This window comes from Brevibacillus sp. FSL K6-0770, from assembly GCF_038000275.1.
Taxonomy (GTDB): Bacteria; Bacillota; Bacilli; order Brevibacillales; family Brevibacillaceae; genus Brevibacillus; species Brevibacillus parabrevis.
This window is the reverse complement of sequence record NZ_JBBOBQ010000001.1, coordinates 3,242,528-3,261,974: the sequence shown is the minus strand read 5'-3', so window position 1 is coordinate 3,261,974 and position 19,447 is coordinate 3,242,528. Positions and strand designations below refer to the sequence as shown.

Below are 19,447 nucleotides of genomic sequence, written 5' to 3'. Positions count from 1 at the left end.
CGCGAAAACAGGGCTGGGTCGAAGCGGCCTTCCCTTGCGTCAAAAGACAGAGAGAAATCGCTTTTTTAGTTTTCAAACTGGTCATGTAGTCCTTTGTTTTGAAAAGGTTGCAAGTCTTTTGAATCAATTTTTTGTCGAGTTGTTGTCAAACCGTGTCGTTCAGTGGAATAATTTACAAAAAGACGGAACGGAGTGAACATCAAGTGATCCGCATGCTGCTGAAAAACGAAAAGAGGTGGAGCTACTGGGAGGTATGGTATGACGAAACAGACCGTTTGTATTCGGTACATTACGGTCATGTGGGAGAAATCGGCGACCATTACGCGATTGTGGCTGAACAAATCGAGGGAAAGCCGAAGCACGTCCTGAAAGTCTGGGCGGAAGAAATGAAGGAGAAGGGCTACGTCGAGCTTGCGGAAGAAGACTTGCAAAAGCTGATCGTTTGCTTCCCGCATCTGTCGGAATCAGATGTGGAGATGCGCTATTTCATTGAACAGTTGCTGGATGAATGTCTCGGCAAAACCGGAAATGGGCATTGCGATGGAGGAGATGACAGCGAGGGCAAGCTTGCTGTTTGCTGCCGCGTGATCGATCTGGAAAAAGCCGTGGTTGCCGTCCAAGAGGCCATGGCTATCGCTCGTTTGGAAGAGGGGATGTCGCTGTGGACTTTGCAGGACGACGGCACTCGCATCGCCCTGCATGTCTCTGTCTGAAAATTTCCGTTATTTTACAATTTTGAGCCGCAGAGCCTTGGCGACTGCCTGTGTTCGATCTTCCACACCCATTTTTTGTAAAATGCGGTGGACGTGTGTTTTTACTGTGCCTTCCGATATAAACAAGTTTTGGGCGATCTGGTCATTGCGATACCCGTAGGCGATTTGCTGGAGGACATCAAGCTCGCGGTCTGTCAACTCGTCGAGCAAAGCCGAGGGGGCAACGGTCACGTCCGCGACGCTTGGCTGAGCCTTCAATGCTTCGGCGAGCGCCTTGGCGGCTGTTACCGTATGGAAGAGAGCTTCCCCCTGGGAGGCTCTGCGGATCAGATCGAGCATCTCCTGCGAATCGGCATCTTTGAGCATATAGCCGACGGCGCCAGCGCGGATTCCTTCCACGACGTAATTGTGATTGTCAAAAGTGGTCAAAATCAACACTTTGACGGCGGGATGCATGCGCATGATCTCCCTGGTTGCTTCGATCCCTGATTTTTTCGGCATCTGGACGTCCATCAGCACGACATCCGGCGTGATTTTCCCCACCAGCTCCACGGCTTCTTCCCCGTCCGAAGCTTCTCCGACTACCTGCATATCCGGCTGCATCTGGATCACGTACCCCAGCCCTTGGCGAATCATAGTTTGATCATCCACGAGGACCACACGAATATTTTTGGTTGAATCGGTCATGTTCGCATGCTCCCTTCTTTTTCCAAATGCTCGATTGGCAATGTGACATCGAGTCTGAATCCATGCGGTTCTTTTGCGAAGTAAGACAGGCTGCCGTTCAACTGTTTAATCCGCTCGGCGATTCCCGTCAGCCCAAATCCAGGCTGGATATGATCCTCGGGCGTAATGTTGCCATCGTCCTGAATCGAGAAAAACAGCGAATTGCCCCGTTGTTCAATCATAACCAAAATTTCCTTCGCGTTGGAGTGGCGCAATGTATTCGTAATTGCTTCCTGTAAAATTCGGTAAAACGTGATCGTCAGCTCCTGGGAGAGCGGAATGTCCAGATCGGCGGAAAGCAGCTCCATTTTGATCCCGGTATGTTTTTGGGCCTGGGACAGCAACGCGCGCAGCGGAGTCAGTCCGAGCGACGTTTTATCCATGGCGAGCGTATGCACGGAGGTGCGGATTTCGTCCAGGCTTTGTTTGGCTACACCGAGCATGTTGCGCACCGCTTCCTGCGCGTGCTCCGGGCCGTCTTGCAGCATGTATTTCAAGGCGTGCAACTGGACGATCAGCGAGGTCAGACTGTGACCCAAAGCGTCGTGAATATCCCGGGCAATCCGCGTTCTTTCTTCCAGAACGGCTACCTGCAAAGAATGTAGAGCGGCTTCTTGCAGCTGGGAGTGGGCTTCCTGCAACTCCGTATGGGCCTTTTGCAGCTCTTCCAGATGGGACTGATTGGTTTTGTACGCTTCGTTTTGAATCCGGTATCCGCGCGCACCGATATAGCAGCCGATGTACGTGAGGATAAACGGAATGATATGCGGGAATTTAAGGATGCCGTCAAAATACAAAAACAACGTGGTGCACGCGCCAAAAAAAGTCGCGTAAGCCAGCGCACGCCGTCCTTCAATGTAAAAGCCGATAAACACCGCAAGCGGTAGCATCAATCCGAAGCTTTCTCCCCCGGCAACAATGCCTTTTAGCAAAGACATGATGCCGAGCATGATCGTCACTAGCTCAAATTGGTACGGCTTCCAGTTCCTTTTTGAAATCCAGAAGACCACAATGTAACAAAAGAATAGTACAATCGTAAGTGAAAACTGTAAGGGAGTCTCGCGCATGAACGAGTCAGGCAACAAGGCAAGCACAATCAAAATGGAGAACCAGATGATCAGCAAACGTTTTTGAACTGCTTTTATACTCAGTTTCAGCAAACAGATGTCCTTCTTTCTCTGGCCGGATGATCATTTACTTTCATTCTAGCATGGGGTGTCGTCTATCTCCAGATAGACGCCGTCCACCTGGAAATCAACCTGCTGATAGACTTCACTACCCATGACGAAAGGTAGAATAAATCTTGCAAATAAAGATTAAGATTGGCTAGGATGAGTATGGGTCATGAGGGATAGTGAGGGAGGCTTTCATGAAAGAACTGATTCAGTTGGCAAAGCTCCTGAGAGAAGCGAGCGCCTTGTTTACTTCAATCTCCAAAAAAGAACTGGACTCAAGCGAGCTGAACTGGCAGCAAGTGCTGATTTTGGAACAGATCAGCAGCGGTGCTAAGACAATGGGGGAGATTTGCAAGGCTGTCGATCTTTCGTACAGTACAACTTCAGGATTGATCAACAGGATGGAGCAGGAAAATCTGGTGCGTCGTTTTCGGGATCAAACCGACCGTCGAATTGTCTGGGTATCGTTGACGGAACGCGTGTCTGAACAACAGGAAATGAAGCTGGAAGATCCTCACGCGATCTCATCTCTTCATGCGCTGCAAGAATTGTTCTCCCAAAAGAAGGAAATAACCGGCTGATTGTCACTTTGGGCAAACGACGATGCCCAAAGGAAACGATTGGCCATGTCAAGTTTTCTAGAAGAGGTGAGTGGATTTGAATCTGTCTGAACTCTCGATTAAACGCCCGGTCACGATGATTATGCTGACCGTGGCCATGCTGATTTTCGGTTTCGTCTCCTTGCCTCGTTTGGCGATCGACCTGATGCCGGAATTGAATTTCCCGGTTGCCGTGGTCGTTACGTCCGTGGATGGGGGCTCGCCTGCCGAGGTAGAAAAACTGGTGACGAAGCCGATAGAAAATGCGCTAGGTACGGTCTCGAACCTGGACAGCATTTCATCTGTTTCCATTGAAGGGGCTTCACAGGTCATTCTCATGTTTAACTGGGGAACAGACCTCGACCAAGCTACTCTCGACATGCGGGAAAAAGTCGACCAGGTGCGAGGAGCCTTGCCAGATTCGGCAAGAGCGCCGCGCGTACTGCGCATCGACCCGAACAGTCAGCCGATCATTCAGTTCGCCGTAACAGGTGAGCAGGATGTCAACAAGCTGAAAAAAGTAGCGGAAGATATGATCCAATCGCGCCTGGAGCGCATTGACGGCGTCGCGGCTGCTTCCATCAGCGGCGGTCAAGATCGCGTCGTGGATGTGATTGTAGATCCAGCCAAGCTCTCTGCGTACGGCTTGTCTCTGGAGCAAATCCAGCAGGCACTGTCAAGCGGCAATCTGTCCGGTTCCGCTGGCTCTGTACGGGAAGGCGACAGCAAAATGAACATCCGTGTTCAGGGTGAATTTGCCAACGTCGAGCAAATTGCGCTGACGCCGATTTCTGTGGGAGGCAGCTCGATTCGTCTGAGCGACGTCGCCCAAGTAAAAGATACGTTGGAAGACATCACGCAACTGAGCTACGTAAATGGCAAGCCGAGCCTTGGCATCTCCATTACGAAGGCTTCTGGCGGCAACACGATCGAGGTTGCCGACGAGGTGAAAGCAGAGCTGGAAAAGATCAAAGCCGATCTTCCGGAACATATGGAAATCATCACGACGCTTGACACTTCGACCTACATTAAAGATTCGATCTACACGACAGCAGAACACGCGCTGCTCGGTGGACTGGTCGGTATCATCCTGCTGTTCTTCTTCTTGGGCAGCCTGCAATCGATGCTGATCGCTGTCATCGTGTTGCCTGTATCGATTGTCGCGACCTTCCTGTTGATGTACATGACAGGACAGACGATCAACCTGATCTCGCTATCCGGTTTGACGCTCGGTCTCGGCTCCTTGATTGACTTTGCGGTCGTTATGCTGGAGAACATTTTCCGCCAGCGTGAACAAGGCAAAGGCATGATGGAAGCGGCGCTCACCGGTTCCAAAGAAGTAGGTACAGCCGTTATGGCGTCTGCCTTGGCGCAAATTTGCGTATTTTTGCCGATTGCCCTGACGGAAGGGATCGCATCCGAGCTGTTTGGCCCGCTGGCATTGACAGTCGTGTACTCGCATATTGCGGCACTCGTCTTCTCGATCCTGTTGGTGCCGATGCTCAGCTCGCGTATTTTGAAAAAAGTACCGAATCATGCGAATCACGAAAACTATCGGGGAATCAACCCGGTTACTTGGTTCAACATCGGCTTTGGCAAAGTGGAAAAAGGCTATCAAAAACTGTTGGTATGGGCATTGGGCCACAGAAAAACCGTTTTGTTCTCCTCGGTTATCATGATGGTCGGCTCGCTGGCTCTGACTCCGCTGATCGGCGCAGAGTTCATCCCGAGCATGGACCAGGGGCAGATTTCCGTATCGATCAAAATGCCAAACGGTACAGTTCTGGCTGAGACGGAAAAAGTCGCGAAGCAAATTGAAGACATCGTAAACAAAGTGCCGGAGAAAGACATTGTGGCAACATCAATCGGCAGCAACGGTTCGCCAATTGCGAGCACACTGTCCTCCAACCAGGCGACGATCACATTGATGCTCGTCGATGTGACTGAGCGGAAACGCTCCTCCAATGAGATTGTCATGGATTTGCAGAATCAGCTGAAAACGATTCCCGGACCGGAAATCAAGGTCAGCGCTGCACAAGGCATGTCCACAGGCTCGCCGATCCAGCTGACTGTTCGCGGTGACGATTTGGCTGTCCTGAAAGACATCAGCTCGATCGTCAAAGGCGAAGTGGAGAAAGTGCCTGGCACAAGCAACGTGACCACCAGTCTGGAAGCGTCCCGTCAAGAATTTGAAGTGAAAGTGGACGCTGAAAAAGCGAGCTTGTACGGACTGACAACTGGACAGATTCTCTCCAGTGTCCGCACAGCCTTCCAAGGTCAAACGGTCACCAAATACCGTACAGGCGACAATGAGATTGACATTAACCTGAAGCTGCCGGAAAATTATCAGGAAGATATCAACTACTTGAACAACTTGCGGATTGCTGCGCCAGGTGGAGCGCAAATCGCTTTGACATCGGTTGCGTCGATTAGCAAGGTAGACGTACCGCTGACGATTAACCGCTCGAATTTGACGCGTGAAGTGCAAATTACGAGTGATCTGGCAGGGCGCGACCTGAACTCTGTTACACAAGAAATTACGGCGAAAATGAACAAGCTGAACCTCCCGGATGGCTACAAACTGGAGTTTGGCGGACAAAGCGAGGACATGGCTGAATCGTTCGGCAGTCTCGCACTGGCTATTCTGCTCTCCGTAGTGCTTCTGTACATGGTTATGGCTGCCCAGTTCGAATCGTTCTACAGTCCGTTTATCATCATGTTCTCGGTTCCGCCGACAGTGACAGGCGTTCTGCTTGGACTGCTGGTGACAGGAACGACGATCAGCGTATCCGTGTTGATCGGTTACATTCTCCTGATCGGTCTGGTCGTGAACAACGCGATCGTGTTGATCGACTACATCAACCAGTTGCGGGCAAAAGGCTGGGAGCTGCGCGAAGCGATTCTGCACGCCGGACCAATCCGTCTGCGTCCGATTTTGATGACGACACTGACGACGATTCTCGCGATTGGACCGCTGGCGTTCTCGGGCGGTTCGGGTACAGAGACACAAGCTCCGATGGCCGTCACGGTTATTTTTGGTCTGAGTTTTGCCACCTTGATTACACTGGTTCTGGTGCCGGTCGTGACTGCGTGGTTTGACGATATGGGCAAAAAGCGTCGGGAAAGACGCGAGAAACGCAAAGCAAAGAAACTGTTGAAACAAAAGAAAACCGTTCCCGCTTTGGAATCGTAAGAAGCGTTTGTGGGATGAGGAGGGACATTCATGAAACTTAGCATAAAACCCGTCATTTTGGCCGTATTGGCGATCAGCCTCGTGGCAGGTTGTTCCAGCCCGCAAGCGGAACCAGCACAGCAAGAAACGGCGGAAGCGGCGGCAACACCTGTGCAGATTGAAACGGTGACGACAGGTTCTGTGACAACCGAGTCAGGTCTGACGGCCAAACTGGCACCGAGCGAAGAGGTGCAAATCTCCCCGAAAATGGGCGGGAAAATTACTTCTTTGCCTGTCAAACTCGGTCAGTATGTGACCAAAGGCCAAGTGTTGTTCAAACTGGATGAAAAAGAACTGCTCAACAGCGTCAAGCAGGCGGAAGCTGCCTACCAGCTGGCGCAGGCAAGCTTGAATCAGGCTGGAAGCAGTTCCGATCAAGGCTTGGTGCAGGCGAAAAACGGACTGAAGCAGGCGGAAGTTGCTTTGGCCGATGCCAAGGTGAACCAGCAGCGGATGAATCAGCTTTTCACGCAAGGTGCGATCTCAGCGCAGCAAATGGAACAAGCGAACATTCAGTTAACCAACGCGCAGATGGCCTATGACAACGCCCAGCAAAGTGTGCAGGTTGCCCAGCAAAAGTCCGGTGTGCAAGTATCCGCAGCATCTGCCAAACAGTCTGCTGTCAGCTTGCAAAACGCTCGCGAGCAACTGGCTAATGCGACTGTGACTTCTCCCATCAACGGATTTGTCTCCAGCGTAAGCGGAGCAGTCGGACAAATGACAGGCCAACAGCCAGTCGTCGTCGTGGTCAATACGAATCCGCTGTTGGTGAAAGCCAACCTGTCCGAAGCAGACATCACCAAAGTCAAAGTCGGGACAGTCGTAAAAGTAAACGTACAATCGACAGGCAAGACGCTTGATGCCAAAGTAACGGCGGTCAGCCCTGTGATGGATTCCGCACTCAAGGCGTATCCAGTGGAAATCAGCATCCCGAATCCTGCCAACGAGCTGAAATCGGACATGGTCGTCAATGTGACGTTCCCGTCCGAGGGAGCGAGCGAAGCGAAAGCGCTCGTCATTTCCCGCAAAGCAGTGTTTGATCGCGACGGCAAACAGTTCGTGTTCAAACTGGAGGGCGACATTGCGAAGCAGGTGGAGGTTGTCACCGGCAAATCTTCCAGCGACAAGATCGAAGTAACAAGTGGTCTGGCTGAAGGCGACAAGCTTGTCGTAACGGGAATCACTTTGCTTCAGGACGGCGGCAAGGTAAGCGTTCAGGAGTAAAGGCGGCTGTACAGCCAGCGCTTGTGCTTGTGCTTGTAATTCGAGTAAGGGAAGCGCGAGTGATTAACAAAAGAACGAAAAGAGGCGGATGGAAATCCGTCTCTTTTTTTTGCATGGAACGACGAGGAGGAGCCGTCTGGGAAAGAAATTAGATTAGATTACATAACATATATTACGTAACCTTAAATGTCACGGATTTAAGGCAAAGTGTCGCTTCCACTTTTGAAGGGGGGAAAGATTCGCTACAATAAGGAATATAGTGGATGAAACAACCTTTCGGAGGTACATATGACTGGGAATCTTACGGTGTTTTTGGCGTTTGCAGCGGGTTTTCTCTCGTTTATTTCGCCGTGCTGTCTGCCGCTTTATCCGTCCTTTTTGTCCTACATAACAGGGGTTACCGTGGATGAAGTGAAGAAGGGAAGAGCGGTTTTTCAAAAGCAGGCGTTATTACATACGCTTTTTTTCATTATTGGTTTTTCGATCATTTTTATTGCCTTGGGACTTTCGACCTCTTGGATCGGCAGCCTGTTCGTCAATCAAAAGGATCTCATCCGGCAGCTTGGCGGCATTTTGCTGGTCGTTATCGGGCTGATCATGCTGCAAGTGTTTAAAATGGACTGGATGATGCGCTCTTTCAAGGTCGATTTAAAATCAAGACCTTTGGGGTATACTGGGTCCATACTGGTGGGAATGACCTATGCTGCTGGATGGACGCCTTGTGTGGGACCAATCCTCTCCGGCATTATCGTGCTTGGGGTAACCGATCCGTCCCGGGCGTTGACGTACACATTGGCCTATACACTCGGCTTTGCCATTCCGTTTTTCGTTATGACATTCTTCATCAGTAAAGTGAAGGCGATCGTCAAATATTCGGATCAATTCATGAAAGTCGGCGGGGGCGTCATGATTTTGTTCGGCGTGCTCTTGTACACCGACAAATTGACGGACATTACTCGCGTGCTCATTCAATTGTTCGGAGGCTTTACCGGATTTTAGATCAGGTCATGCAGAGGTGACGAAATGAAAAAGCTGTTGCTGGTTGTGCTGATTGTTGCGGGAGTTGGAGCAGCTGTGTGGGAAAAGCCCCAGGAGTCAGCGCCAGTCGTAGCCAACGTACAAAAACCGGAAGTAGGCTTTATGGCGCCGTCCTTTACTTTGACCGGGCTGGACAACCAGACGTACAAAGTTGAGGGCAAGCGAAGCAAGCCTGTCGTTCTCAACTTTTGGGCATCGTGGTGCGGGCCGTGCCGGATGGAAGCGCCTGACCTGCAAAAAATGTACGAGAAGTACGGCGGGCAGATCGACATGTACGGGGTGAATGTCACGAGCAATGACAGCCCTGAGGCAGCGCAAGCGTTTGTGCAGTCCTACAAGCTGACTTTTCCCATCCCGATGGATGTCAGTGGCTCCGTGTCGAACCGCTATCTCGTCCAGGCATTTCCCACGACCTACCTGATTGACACAGAAGGAATCGTCCGCAAAAAGATTATCGGGATGATCGACGCAGGCACATTGGAGCTGGAACTTCGCCAGCTTTTGAACGGCAAAAAATAAAGAGTGGAAACCGAACCGCGGGCGACAATTTGCCTGCGGTTTTCTTTTGCTGGGCGCGCTTGGGAGTGCCTGCCTATTTTGCACAGGGTCATTCCGTTTTGTATGTTTGCCTAAAGAGCGGGGTTGTTCTCCTTCATAGACTAGAGCACCAGGGCAAAGGGAGGGGAGCGAATGGCCAAGGGCAAAGGCAAGAAAGTAAAGAAGAAAAACAGTCGGCAGCATCCCAATCAGTTGAATCTTAAAATCGTGACGTCCAGTACATGCCTGGCGTGCAAACAGCAATGCGAGCGTGGCTTGGCGTATTTGGAGCGCATGTCCCAGCCTGGTGCGATCGGAAACGGGGTTCCCTGTATTCTTACCAAACCAAAGGCGTAGAGCGAGGCAGAGGCGCCCGACGGTCAGGAGATAATCCCAGCAGATGGAGCGGCGGGGTTATCTCTTTGTGCTTTTCGGGCGCAAGCCTCTCTCTGGCGGCACAGGACGCCATGTATTATACTGGAGAAAGCGTATTTGGCACAGAAAGGAGCTGTTTTTTCATGCGTCCCTTGCAAATCTCACCGGACACCGCCGTTAAGCTTGCAGAAGCCTTGAACGTTCCCCTGGAGCGGCTGATGCACATGCCGCAACACATTCTTTTGCAAAAAATGATGGAACTGGCCAAGCAGGAACAGGAAACAAACAAGCAAGAACCTGACCCATCCGAGTAAGGCGAAGAGGACTTTTCGCAACCGCCGTGGAAAAGATACAAGAACAAGTCCATACATATACTGGAGGAGAGCAAATGGCTGCAAATGTCGCACACAAGTTTCGCACAGGGTTGAAACCGCAAGCTTTCATCGAAGGCATGACCAAAAATCAGGATACGTTCCAAAACTGGTCGGAGGCGTTTGCTTGGGCAGATGAACAGGACCAGGCCTTTTTTGCCTCGTTGCAGCATCGGGATGATCTGAGATGTTTGATTTTGGCAGCAGAATGGTGCGGAGATGTGGTCAGAAACTTGCCGGTCGTTCTCCACGCTTTAAAAGAAACAGAGATGCCTGTTGAAATTTTGGTCATGGAAGACCACCTCGACCTGATGGATGAATTTCTCACGATGGGCGGTCGCGCCATTCCAGTCGTCATTTTCGCAGATACAGGCGGACACGTGCTGGCAAAATGGGGCCCGAGACCTAGCCACGTACAGGCAATCATGACAGCGTTCAAACAGCAAAACCCAGATCGCAACGCCCCTGACTACGAAGAAAACATCAAGGTCGCTCGTGCAGAAATGCTCAAACAGTACGGAGAAGGCGCGGGCTACCAGCAAGTCATTGTCAAAGAACTGAGAGAGCTGCTCTCCTCGATTTAACAAACGCGAACAACATACAGGGCGGAGTCGCGACTCCGCCTATTTTCATGCAGAGAGGCTGAGATTGGATGCATTATTACGGAAACGAAACGATCATGTCCCTGGAGCAAGTTTTGCGTCTGGAGCCTTCCGAAGTGCGGATTTTAGAGTGGGTGCGCACCTATGAATTTTTGGAAAATCGCTTTGGTGTAGATGAGTCTGTGCCTTATTTTTTGGAGATCAAATGCGAGGCAGACCACGTCATGATTCGCAAAAACCGCATCCTGGACTTTCCGGACTACTCCTGTGAGGAGCAACTTTCGTTTGGAGAGGTGGAGCAGGCGCTTGCTGTTTTTCAACAATGGGCACAAGATATTTTAAAGCATGTCGTAAGCCCGTAAGAAAATGAGAAAAACCTATTGACGAAACTTGTGGTCCATGATAGAGTAAATAACGTCGTCTCGGACAAGCGCAAGCGGTAAGGAAGAGGCGCACGTTATTCAGCTGGGGAGATAGTGAAGTGGCTAAACACGGCAGACTGTAAATCTGCTCCCTCCGGGTTCGGCGGTTCGAATCCGTCTCTCCCCACCATTGATTTTCTAGCAGAAATGTGCTAGTATGTAAATACAGTTTTCTACATGCCGGTGTGGCGGAATGGCAGACGCGCGCGACTCAAAATCGTGAGGGAAACCGTGGGGGTTCAAGTCCCTTCACCGGCACCATATCTGAAAGATAACTCTTGGAGTGTTTGTTCCGAGAGTTTTTTTGTTTGCTTGTGGCGGCGGTCAGAAATTTAAGTGCATAATGCATGGCGCAATAAACGCTCAAGAAATTGCTCCAAAACGTCACAAGAACCTCGTGAAACCACAAGAAACTATAGGAATCCCACATGAGCTTCGAAAATTTCGCCAGATTATGGGGATATTTGGTACAATAGTAATCGTTTACTTTTGAGTTGCTGGCAAGGGAAGAGAGGGCTGTATGAATAAGTGGGAGTACATTGTGGGAGCTGTTCTTGGTGTTATCTTTTTAGTCATATCGTATCTGATCGCGAGGTTTGTGTTCGGCTATCTTTCCTGGGCGGCGACGGGAGTAGCTTTGGTGCTGCCACTCTATGCGTTTTATGCCTATATGACAAGGGTGGATGATCGCTCGACGGAAATATCGCGGTTTGTGAAAATTTCGTTTTCTGGTTCGCTCGTTTTTCTCGTTTCTTCATGGGCGCGCATCCAATATTTCGCCCCTTTTTTGGTCGCAGACATTGGCGATGTTGTCCTTCCTTATATTTACACTCTGCGGATGGCGGGAGCCTTTCTGGTGGTGTTTTTAATCGCAGGCGCAACGATTTCCAATCGCCCGCATTCGTGAGCGGGGCAGGGGTGGACAAAAGGATGGGGAGGCGGTATACTTATTATTGTTAAATATTTGAAGTGAGTAACTTTTCTCATTGTTGCGCTTGTTGTTGCGGGATGTGTGACTTGATGGAGAAAAGTGAACTTGCGGGTGTAGTTCAATGGTAGAACTCTAGCTTCCCAAGCTAGTAGCGTGGGTTCGATTCCCATCACCCGCTCCATAGAGGTAATGCGTGAAAACCTTGAGGGATCAGGGTTTTTTCTTTTTGTGTGGGTGAGTTAAGTTCAGAAAAGCGGAGTTGTTGACGGATTGTTGATGAAATGTATTGGTCGTCGCTCATTCACGGGTTGAGTTTGCCCAATTTCAAGGCAGCTTCCTGGCAAAGTTTGTTGTAACGTGCGCATAGATATCTGCGATTGTTTGATATTTCTTATGACCAAGCCATTTTTGGACCTTATAAACATATTAGAGGATAGCCCTTTGTAAATGGTTAATGAATGGGCTAGAGTAAAGGATTCGAGCTAACTCCTGTTTATTCTTACTAAGCGTTTATGATTTTACAAATTTTTATATTTCGTGTCGACATTTTTTTGCATCATTTTCATTTTATTACCATTATTATGATTAAGAGAACGCTGATTTGAGGTGATATTATCAAAAAAATTCTCTTGGTTATACTTCTTGGGCTGTTGGCACTTAGTTTTTTTGATCTTGACGTTAGCATGGGAATAAGTAAAAAGGTTTCTGTAGTTATCACAGTTGCGGTTGTTGCTTGGATGACTTATCTGGACTATAGCGGTGGAGGAAAGACGAGTGAAAAAAAAATCAAATAACTAAATCGTTACTAGCAGTTGCATTGACTACAGCTTTTCTATTGAGTGGATACTCTCAGGTAGCGGTACCCAATGTTCATGCAGCAGAACAAATTGATGACCGTGATCTTGATCTACTGCTTGAAATTGCAAAATCGGATTTGGAAGAAAAGACCTTTGTCAAGGACGGTATAGTTGTAAATGGGTACAGCAACTCCAAAGAAGCTGGGGTCAGCCAAGAAGCATTTGAAGAATTCGAAAAGATGATTAGCTTCGCAAATAACGAAATTAAAAAAGGGAATATGATCGTAGGCAAGAATATTTTAGATACAAAAGCAGATATCATAAACACAAATTCTAGTAAAGCTTGCAGTTCTAAGCAGTCAACCAAGAACATACAGCCTATGGCGTTTTATCTCGAATACTACGTAAGTGCAAGTAAAGCCACAAAGATAGGGAAAGCGTTGGCAGCAGGAATCGGAGGTGCAGCACTAGCTTCCTATCTTAAGCTTCCGGCTGCTGTAGCTGCAGTGCTTACTGCATGATACGGAGCAAATGAGTTGTGCAATTGGGATGGCAATGGATATACCCTCTACTATGTAATAACCCCAATTCCTGCCGGCTATTGCATACCAGATTGATTTTCATGTAGTCCGACAAATGAACGAACTCGGAAATTTCGCCGATTATGTATTGTTTCAATCTCTCTTGAAAAGTCTTATCTGCAAGTGTCAGCTCTATAGCGAGCGCCTATGTGCTACCAAGTGATCATTAAAGAATAGTAAATGCCCTCCTTCCATTATAGGAGGGAGGGCTTCTTGAGGCTTGTTTGTAGTAATGTAATGTTTGATTTCCATCATGTTTACTCTCCAAAGAGGGCATCAGCAAGAAACTCATCCGTTTTGGTGATTAATTCACCTCTCATTAACATTGACCACCCTTCACCGTGAGAGAACAGCGTAAAAGAAAGTAACCCCAAGATACTAAGTAGCTGACCTGTAGAATATAGCGGAAAGCAGTCATCGTAGTTGTATTTTTTTCCTGTATTTATTATGTATTTTTACATCCCTTGATACCGGGGGAACAGAACTCGAAGTCACGGTAACAAAACATGGCGGTGTAGCTGCATAAGTAAATTGCCAATAAAAACAGCCTAGCCATAACTTCGAGGCTGTTGACCAATTGTTGACGAACGATTGAACAAAACGCAATTATCAGGAAATCACCACATGAATCTGTCGATGATTTATTGTTGCAAGCGCAGCATACCAGAAAACAGGCAAATCGAAGAACTCATCAACGAAATGGCGGTGGTCAATGGGCTTGGAACATAGGCTTCTCAACGATACTGCTGAGAAACGTCTTATGAAGCAGATATACGTAGCCAAGACGCGTGGTAAACAAGAAGTTTTGAAGTCGTTTAGCAAATCGGTAATGATAATAAAGGAGAGACAGGTTGATTTCACGAAAAAACATTTCGCATCGAGATATGTAAGAGGTGAATTGATTGTTACTCTTTTACATCAATTTCCCAATCTTCTGAGCCTGTAACCTTTCCTTTCTCAACAGAAAATCGAAGGGTATGTTTTCCTGCCTCTTGGAAGTAAATTGTCCCTTCATATCCATCCTCATAAGGTTGCATAACAATGCTTACATTTTGGTTATTGTCAAAGTAAGTTACTTTTACCAGTGCATCCCGTAATGGCCTGCCATTATAATACAAATTACTCGCTACATCAATTGGGGTTTTGGCTACAATTCCATTGGCAGAACCGGCTTGTAAGTTCCAGTCAAATTCATTTCTCTGGGCTGGTGATGGCCCAAGGAAAAAACTTGCAGGAATTAAAAGTGCAAACAAGAGAGGCAGAACAACTATTAAGCTTCCAGATGCAAAAAGTTTTTTGTTCAAAATGAATTACCTCCGATTCTAATACGGAAACTGTTTCCATCTATAAGGACGAAGATGATGGTAATTAGTTACAATGTCGTTCAAATTTTTTTGCCGCCACTATGTAGAACTATTACACGGTTGAGGTTTATCAAAAAGAGGGGTAACAAACCATTAGGAGAGAATAGGCGGAAAGCAAGGGGGTACTACCTAAAGGCGCGTTTGTTTGATTAAATAGCCCACCGATTTGTGGGTAATCCAACAGTATGACGCGTATCGACATCGAAGGGATCTGACAACAGCACAGACCGCTGGTACAACGGCTGAGTCTAACCAGGGTACACAGTGAGACACCGTATGACTTTTGCAAACCGTAACAAGCGACGTGCATCTGCTCACTGGTCTGCTGATCATGACGGGTCTCGCCGGATGAACAGTAGCGAGGGAGACAGTGGTTAGAATGCTTACGACAGCAGGAATCAGGTTGACAAGCAAGGCGCTGGGGAAGGTTTCGCCTGCTGGTCTAGCTGGATTAAGAAAATAGTAGAGAATCGCACAGCAGGCCTTTTCCAAAAGGGAGAGGGCTTTTTTCATGGGGGCTGCTGTTACGACTCCCTGTTCATCAAAAAACTTGTCATTTCAGAAAATAAACACTAGCAAAAAGCACCTGAATGATGCTAAGATTTTTATGCCCGTTGTTAAGCTCTAACTTATCATCCGTTGACTGATCGCCGTGTGCGACGAAAGCCGCCTGCACGGTGAAGGCTCGTTATAAAACCGACAGATAGAGAAGGCATAAGACGAGAATAGCGGACCAGCAGTAATTAGTGCAGCTAATTCAACAGCTGTCATTGACTCTTCGTTTGGAGAGGATTCTGTTCCACGGACGATTACAGTTACAGCAAACGATCAAAACGGCAATCCGATTCAGGGCTATCAGTTTACATTTGATATCACTTTGACTCAAAGCGATATCAATACTCCAGAAGCGTACGGGATGTTCATTGGCGGTTCTCCATCTGGCATGCCATTCACCGCAACCACGACAAACGTGATGTTGCCAGTCACTGACGCTAACGGTGAAATCACTTTCCAACTCGGGTTATTGACACAACCGCTTGAAGTTGGGGACAGTATTTCAGTTCAGATCAAAACAAATGATAATTCCACTGACATCGGAAGTGCTTTTCTGTACAGCAAATAATCCAGGTGAGTCCTTAACAGAACAGTAGTAGGGAGCTGCAATTGCGGCTCCTTTTTCTTTTGCCAACAAGACTGACAGCGCGTCCCGATCTGACCTGGGCTTTTGTTGCCACAAAGGGGGAGAAGGCGGGGAGAAACAAGGATGAAGATAAAGACCTACCAAAATAGATTACCGGTATCCTGGCGGCTATCAGCAAGATCGAAACGGAAATCAAGCAGCTGATACCAAAAAAGAGAGGTTGCCAGGTTCGCACTGTTACATGAGGTGTGTTCTGGCGCCTGTTTTACTTGGCCTGCAGACTGGGGCGTATCACGGTGAAGAATTAGAAGGAGGATGCGACGAGGGGCCTTCCGTTTGGGTTTGGAAAAGAATCTGGAAGCAGCGAGCGGAGGGAGCTTCCAATAGGCGACAGCAAGATAGCACCAACAACAAAACAAACTAATTTTAATCGTAACAATGGGAAAACTACCAAGAAAACGCTGGATAGGGGAAAACGCATGATATCGGAATGTAAGCGATTTTTACTCGGTAGACCCATGAAATCAAGCGAGCTTGCCGCAGAAAAGTTAAATAAAGTCAAAGCTTTGGCTGTTCTTTCATCTGATGCCCTGTCTTCTGTCGCTTACGGGACCGAACAGATTCTCATCGTGTTGATTACGTTGGGTGCGGCAGCAATGTGGTACTCTATCCCGATATCGATTGCGGTGATCGGTCTTTTGACCATACTCATTTTGTCTTACCGCCAAACCATCTTTGCTTACACAACAGGCGGCGGGGCATACATTGTCGCAAAGGACAATTTGGGAACCACTTCTGGCCTGGTTGCGGGCGGCTCGTTACTTGTGGACTACATTTTAACGGTTGCGGTTAGTACGTCTGCTTCCACAGACGCGATTACTTCGGCATTTCCCGTGCTGCATGACCATCGTGTGCTGATTGCCCTGTTCATGATTACCATCGTAACGGTACTAAATTTACGCGGAATAACAGAATCCGCAACGGTTTTAATGTATCCTGTCTATTTGTTTGTCGTCGCTATTCTTGCGTTAATTATTGGCGGCGGGTATCAATGGATCGCGGGAAATGTCCAAGCGCATCCCCCTGAATACGGGGCCGTTGTTCCGGGTATCACGTTATTTTTGCTTTTGAGGGCATTCAGCTCAGGCTGTTCGGCATTAACAGGGGTCGAAGCTGTGTCAAATGCCATTCCTAACTTCAAGGAGCCAGCACCGAAAAATGCCGCAGCGACGCTTTTGTTGATGGGACTGATCCTTGGCGTCATGTTCATGGGCATTAGCTTGCTGGCGTATTTGTACGGGATTTCGCCAAGACGAGCGGAAACGGTGGTATCTCAAATCGCTTCGGCGGTTTTTGGACGCGGAATCATGTATTACTCGATTCAAACGGTCACTGCACTTATTTTATTTCTGGCCGCCAATACGGCTTTTGCGGCCTTTCCGTTACTCGCCTTTATGTTAGCCAAAGACAGATTTATGCCAAATATGTTCATGGTCCGGGGAGATCGTCTTGGGTTTTCAAACGGGATCATCTTTTTGGCGATCCTTTCCGCCATTTTGGTGATTGCTTTTGAAGGAGAAACGGAAAACCTCATTCCTTTGTATGCGCTAGGGGTTTTTATCCCGTTTACTTTGTCACAGGCAGGTATGATGAAACGCTGGATTTCGAAAAAGCCGCCAGGGTGGCTGCTGCCTTTTCTCATTAATACGTTTGGAATGCTCACGACGTTGACGATTTGCCTGATCTTTTTGGTGACGAAACTGGCGCAAGTATGGTCGATTTTTGTATTCCTTCCTATCGTTATTTTCATCTTCCGGAAAATTAACCAGCATTATCGAGAGCTGGCAGATGAGTTGCGACTTGATATCCAAACAGAAAAACCCGATCCAAAAGGGAGCGTCATCGTGATTCCGGTGGCCGGGATTTCGCAGGTGGTTAAAAATACGATTAGTTACGCTCAGTCCCTGTCAGACGACATTGTCGCTGTCTACGTCGGGTTCAGCGATGAAGACATGAAAAAAATGGAGGAGAAGTGGGCGCTGTGGAATCCCGGAGTGCGCTTGATTATCTTGCGTTCGCATTATCGCAGTATTATTAGGCCGCTGTTTAAGTTTATTGACACGGTGGAGTGGAAAAAGGCAGAGACGGATCATGTGACTGTCATGATTCCGCAGTTTATTACGAAGCGCTGGTGGCATAATTTGTTGCATAACCAGACGAGTTTATTGATCCGAGCGTATTTGTTCGCCCGCCAAGATGTAAAAATCGCTACAGTTCCGTATCGATTAAAGAAATGAAGTAGAGGGCGATTGCTGCATGCAGCCGAAGAAAAACCTTGACCCTCAAGGTTTTTCTTTTTGTGTTTGTGTGGCGATGAACATGGGCAGGCAAAAATCGCTCTTGGCGATATCGTGGACAAGGGCGTTGAGCTTTTGCTGCGCGACAAATCGCAGGCAAAAATTTTGCCCGATCCCCAGGCGTAATCTCTTTTTTGTGGGCGGTTGTCTTGCGAGCACCCACCCGTTCCCATGCACTTGATCGGTAGCCAAAAACAGCTTCATCCAGTATAATAATGAGAATAATTATCATCGAACTGGATGAATTTGGGCTTGAGGTGCATGCAAAATGAGTGCGGCAAACTTCCATGACAACTTTCAGTCTTATGTAGAGCGGCTCGGCGTACAAGCGCCTCACGGAAACGAGCAGGATCCAGCCACTGTGCCCGCAAGCGACGGAGAAGGCTATATCCGCCGGGTGATCCCGCGCAACGATATCGAGCTTGTGGTCGCGAAGCACGCCTTTTATCGCGAGCAGCAGCTTTCGGTGCAAACGACAGCCCCGATGGTGGAGCTGAATTTTTGCATGCAAGGCGCTCGTGCCCTGCATATCAAGGGCAGACAGCATGAGTTTACGACCGGAACGTGCTCGCTGCAATTCATGGGGCAGTTTGAGGCGGCTTTCGAATACAGGCGGGACGATCCGTTTTACATGCTGGGCATCGGGATTCCGGTGACGACTTTCCGCGAGTTCATGGCCGACGCGGAAGGGGGGACGGACGTAGAGTTCTCGCAAGTTCTCGGGCAGTCGCCTTTTCGGATTTGGCAAGAAAAAATCTCGCCGGCGGCTACGGTTGTCGCCGAGCGCTTGATTCAGGGGGCGTTGCAGCCGCGAACGAGGAATCTGGAGCTGCAATGCGGGGCTTTGGAGCTTTTCTCGATGGCTTTTCGTTCTTTTTTGACGGAATCAAACCCGGAGGCGGACAGTCTCTCCAAAAGCGATCGGGAAAAAATCCGGCTGGCGAGAGACATTGTCGTGGAAAACATGGCAGAGCCGCCGTCGCTGCTTGCCTTGTCCCGCATGATCGGCTTGAACGATTACAAGCTGAAGGTCGGCTTCAAGGCTATGTACAACAACACAGTGTTCGGCTTTTTGCGCGAAAAACGGCTGGAGAAGGCGTGGCAGCTGCTCCAGTCGGGCGACATGAACGTCACCGAGACGGCAAGCGCTGTCGGTTACTCGAATACGAGCTACTTCGCCGAAGCGTTTCGGGAGAAGTACGGAGTGAATCCGGGAGCTTTTGTCAGACAGACAGCCGCTTGGGCGAAGCAGTAAAAAGGAT

General features: G+C 48.7%; 18 protein-coding genes and 3 tRNA genes. 17 read left to right on the top strand and 4 right to left on the bottom strand.

Features of this window, described 5'->3' with window-relative positions:
- The first annotated feature begins 212 nt into the window (after window positions 1-212).
- A complete protein-coding gene (locus NST23_RS15120; RefSeq protein WP_233454134.1) occupies window positions 213-713 on the top strand; it encodes a hypothetical protein in 501 nt (166 codons plus the stop codon).
- 9 nt (window positions 714-722) lie between these two features.
- Here the strand turns inward: NST23_RS15120 and NST23_RS15115 are convergent, their stop codons facing one another.
- Together NST23_RS15115 and NST23_RS15110 are read right to left on the bottom strand one after the other, a co-directional pair.
- The gene (locus NST23_RS15115; protein WP_122965431.1) at window positions 723-1,400 is read right to left on the bottom strand and encodes a response regulator; all 678 of its coding nucleotides are present in this window, start codon (window positions 1,398-1,400) and stop codon (window positions 723-725) included.
- Window positions 1,397-2,599: a sensor histidine kinase gene (locus NST23_RS15110; RefSeq protein ID WP_122965432.1), complete on the bottom strand. Its 1,203-nt coding sequence runs from the start codon at window positions 2,597-2,599 to the stop codon at window positions 1,397-1,399. The genes NST23_RS15115 and NST23_RS15110 overlap by 4 nt, the downstream gene beginning before the upstream one ends.
- A gap of 209 nt (window positions 2,600-2,808) precedes the next feature.
- Between NST23_RS15110 and NST23_RS15105 the strand changes: the two genes are divergently transcribed.
- The 14 genes from NST23_RS15105 to NST23_RS15040 all read left to right on the top strand — a co-directional run bounded on the left by NST23_RS15105 (window position 2,809) and on the right by NST23_RS15040 (window position 13,263).
- Entirely contained in the window at window positions 2,809-3,195 is a 387-nt protein-coding gene (locus tag NST23_RS15105) for a MarR family winged helix-turn-helix transcriptional regulator (protein ID WP_063230942.1), read from the top strand.
- A 76-nt stretch (window positions 3,196-3,271) separates the two neighbouring features.
- The gene (locus tag NST23_RS15100) at window positions 3,272-6,406 is read left to right on the top strand and encodes an efflux RND transporter permease subunit (RefSeq protein WP_122965433.1); all 3,135 of its coding nucleotides are present in this window, start codon (window positions 3,272-3,274) and stop codon (window positions 6,404-6,406) included.
- A gap of 30 nt (window positions 6,407-6,436) precedes the next feature.
- A complete protein-coding gene (locus NST23_RS15095) occupies window positions 6,437-7,669 on the top strand; it encodes an efflux RND transporter periplasmic adaptor subunit (protein WP_122965434.1) in 1,233 nt (410 codons plus the stop codon).
- A 288-nt stretch (window positions 7,670-7,957) separates the two neighbouring features.
- Window positions 7,958-8,668, top strand: a complete 711-nt coding sequence (locus NST23_RS15090) for a cytochrome c biogenesis CcdA family protein (RefSeq protein ID WP_122965435.1) — start codon at window positions 7,958-7,960, stop codon at window positions 8,666-8,668.
- A gap of 24 nt (window positions 8,669-8,692) precedes the next feature.
- Window positions 8,693-9,226 (top strand): TlpA family protein disulfide reductase, encoded by a 534-nt coding sequence (locus tag NST23_RS15085; RefSeq protein WP_122965436.1) that lies wholly within the window; start codon window positions 8,693-8,695, stop codon window positions 9,224-9,226.
- 171 nt (window positions 9,227-9,397) lie between these two features.
- Window positions 9,398-9,601, top strand: a complete 204-nt coding sequence (locus NST23_RS15080) for a hypothetical protein (protein WP_173596587.1) — start codon at window positions 9,398-9,400, stop codon at window positions 9,599-9,601.
- Between the two features lie 161 nt (window positions 9,602-9,762).
- The gene (locus NST23_RS15075; protein ID WP_122965497.1) at window positions 9,763-9,933 is read left to right on the top strand and encodes a YycC family protein; all 171 of its coding nucleotides are present in this window, start codon (window positions 9,763-9,765) and stop codon (window positions 9,931-9,933) included.
- Between the two features lie 74 nt (window positions 9,934-10,007).
- Entirely contained in the window at window positions 10,008-10,574 is a 567-nt protein-coding gene (locus NST23_RS15070) for a thioredoxin family protein (RefSeq protein WP_217021219.1), read from the top strand.
- A 68-nt stretch (window positions 10,575-10,642) separates the two neighbouring features.
- A complete protein-coding gene (locus tag NST23_RS15065) occupies window positions 10,643-10,954 on the top strand; it encodes a hypothetical protein (protein WP_217021217.1) in 312 nt (103 codons plus the stop codon).
- Between the two features lie 105 nt (window positions 10,955-11,059).
- Window positions 11,060-11,144, top strand: a tRNA-Tyr gene (locus NST23_RS15060).
- Between the two features lie 49 nt (window positions 11,145-11,193).
- Window positions 11,194-11,275, top strand: a tRNA-Leu gene (locus NST23_RS15055).
- 259 nt (window positions 11,276-11,534) lie between these two features.
- Window positions 11,535-11,921: a hypothetical protein gene (locus NST23_RS15050; RefSeq protein WP_340964030.1), complete on the top strand. Its 387-nt coding sequence runs from the start codon at window positions 11,535-11,537 to the stop codon at window positions 11,919-11,921.
- 131 nt (window positions 11,922-12,052) lie between these two features.
- Window positions 12,053-12,126, top strand: a tRNA-Gly gene (locus tag NST23_RS15045).
- A 636-nt stretch (window positions 12,127-12,762) separates the two neighbouring features.
- Entirely contained in the window at window positions 12,763-13,263 is a 501-nt protein-coding gene (locus NST23_RS15040) for a hypothetical protein (RefSeq protein WP_340964027.1), read from the top strand.
- Window positions 13,264-14,228: 965 nt separating this feature from the next.
- Here the strand turns inward: NST23_RS15040 and NST23_RS15035 are convergent.
- A complete protein-coding gene (locus NST23_RS15035) occupies window positions 14,229-14,627 on the bottom strand; it encodes a hypothetical protein (RefSeq protein WP_340964024.1) in 399 nt (132 codons plus the stop codon).
- A gap of 1,680 nt (window positions 14,628-16,307) precedes the next feature.
- Between NST23_RS15035 and NST23_RS15030 the strand changes: the two genes are divergently transcribed.
- Window positions 16,308-18,125: an APC family permease gene (locus tag NST23_RS15030; protein WP_173596592.1), complete on the top strand. Its 1,818-nt coding sequence runs from the start codon at window positions 16,308-16,310 to the stop codon at window positions 18,123-18,125.
- A gap of 45 nt (window positions 18,126-18,170) precedes the next feature.
- On the opposite strand, the gene NST23_RS15025 is transcribed toward NST23_RS15030, so the two are convergent.
- Window positions 18,171-18,377 carry a hypothetical protein gene (locus tag NST23_RS15025; RefSeq protein WP_340964020.1) on the bottom strand — a complete coding sequence of 69 codons (207 nt, stop codon included), beginning with the start codon at window positions 18,375-18,377 and terminating at the stop codon, window positions 18,171-18,173.
- A gap of 76 nt (window positions 18,378-18,453) precedes the next feature.
- On the opposite strand from NST23_RS15025, the gene NST23_RS15020 reads away from it, so the two are divergent.
- Window positions 18,454-19,440: a helix-turn-helix domain-containing protein gene (locus NST23_RS15020; protein WP_122965442.1), complete on the top strand. Its 987-nt coding sequence runs from the start codon at window positions 18,454-18,456 to the stop codon at window positions 19,438-19,440.
- Window positions 19,441-19,447: the final 7 nt, after the last annotated feature.

Bases quoted from the DNA above. Each gene is read 5' to 3' on its own strand.
- NST23_RS15120 (WP_233454134.1), top strand. From the start codon at position 213: ATGCTGCTGAAAAACGAAAAGAGGTGGAGCTACTGGGAGGTATGGTAT.
- NST23_RS15115 (WP_122965431.1), bottom strand. From the start codon at position 1,400: ATGACCGATTCAACCAAAAATATTCGTGTGGTCCTCGTGGATGATCAA.
- NST23_RS15105 (WP_063230942.1), top strand. From the start codon at position 2,809: ATGAAAGAACTGATTCAGTTGGCAAAGCTCCTGAGAGAAGCGAGCGCC.
- NST23_RS15095 (WP_122965434.1), top strand. From the start codon at position 6,437: ATGAAACTTAGCATAAAACCCGTCATTTTGGCCGTATTGGCGATCAGC.
- NST23_RS15090 (WP_122965435.1), top strand. From the start codon at position 7,958: ATGACTGGGAATCTTACGGTGTTTTTGGCGTTTGCAGCGGGTTTTCTC.
- NST23_RS15085 (WP_122965436.1), top strand. From the start codon at position 8,693: ATGAAAAAGCTGTTGCTGGTTGTGCTGATTGTTGCGGGAGTTGGAGCA.
- NST23_RS15080 (WP_173596587.1), top strand. From the start codon at position 9,398: ATGGCCAAGGGCAAAGGCAAGAAAGTAAAGAAGAAAAACAGTCGGCAG.
- NST23_RS15075 (WP_122965497.1), top strand. From the start codon at position 9,763: ATGCGTCCCTTGCAAATCTCACCGGACACCGCCGTTAAGCTTGCAGAA.
- NST23_RS15070 (WP_217021219.1), top strand. From the start codon at position 10,008: ATGGCTGCAAATGTCGCACACAAGTTTCGCACAGGGTTGAAACCGCAA.
- NST23_RS15065 (WP_217021217.1), top strand. From the start codon at position 10,643: ATGCATTATTACGGAAACGAAACGATCATGTCCCTGGAGCAAGTTTTG.
- NST23_RS15050 (WP_340964030.1), top strand. From the start codon at position 11,535: ATGAATAAGTGGGAGTACATTGTGGGAGCTGTTCTTGGTGTTATCTTT.
- NST23_RS15030 (WP_173596592.1), top strand. From the start codon at position 16,308: ATGATATCGGAATGTAAGCGATTTTTACTCGGTAGACCCATGAAATCA.
- NST23_RS15020 (WP_122965442.1), top strand. From the start codon at position 18,454: ATGAGTGCGGCAAACTTCCATGACAACTTTCAGTCTTATGTAGAGCGG.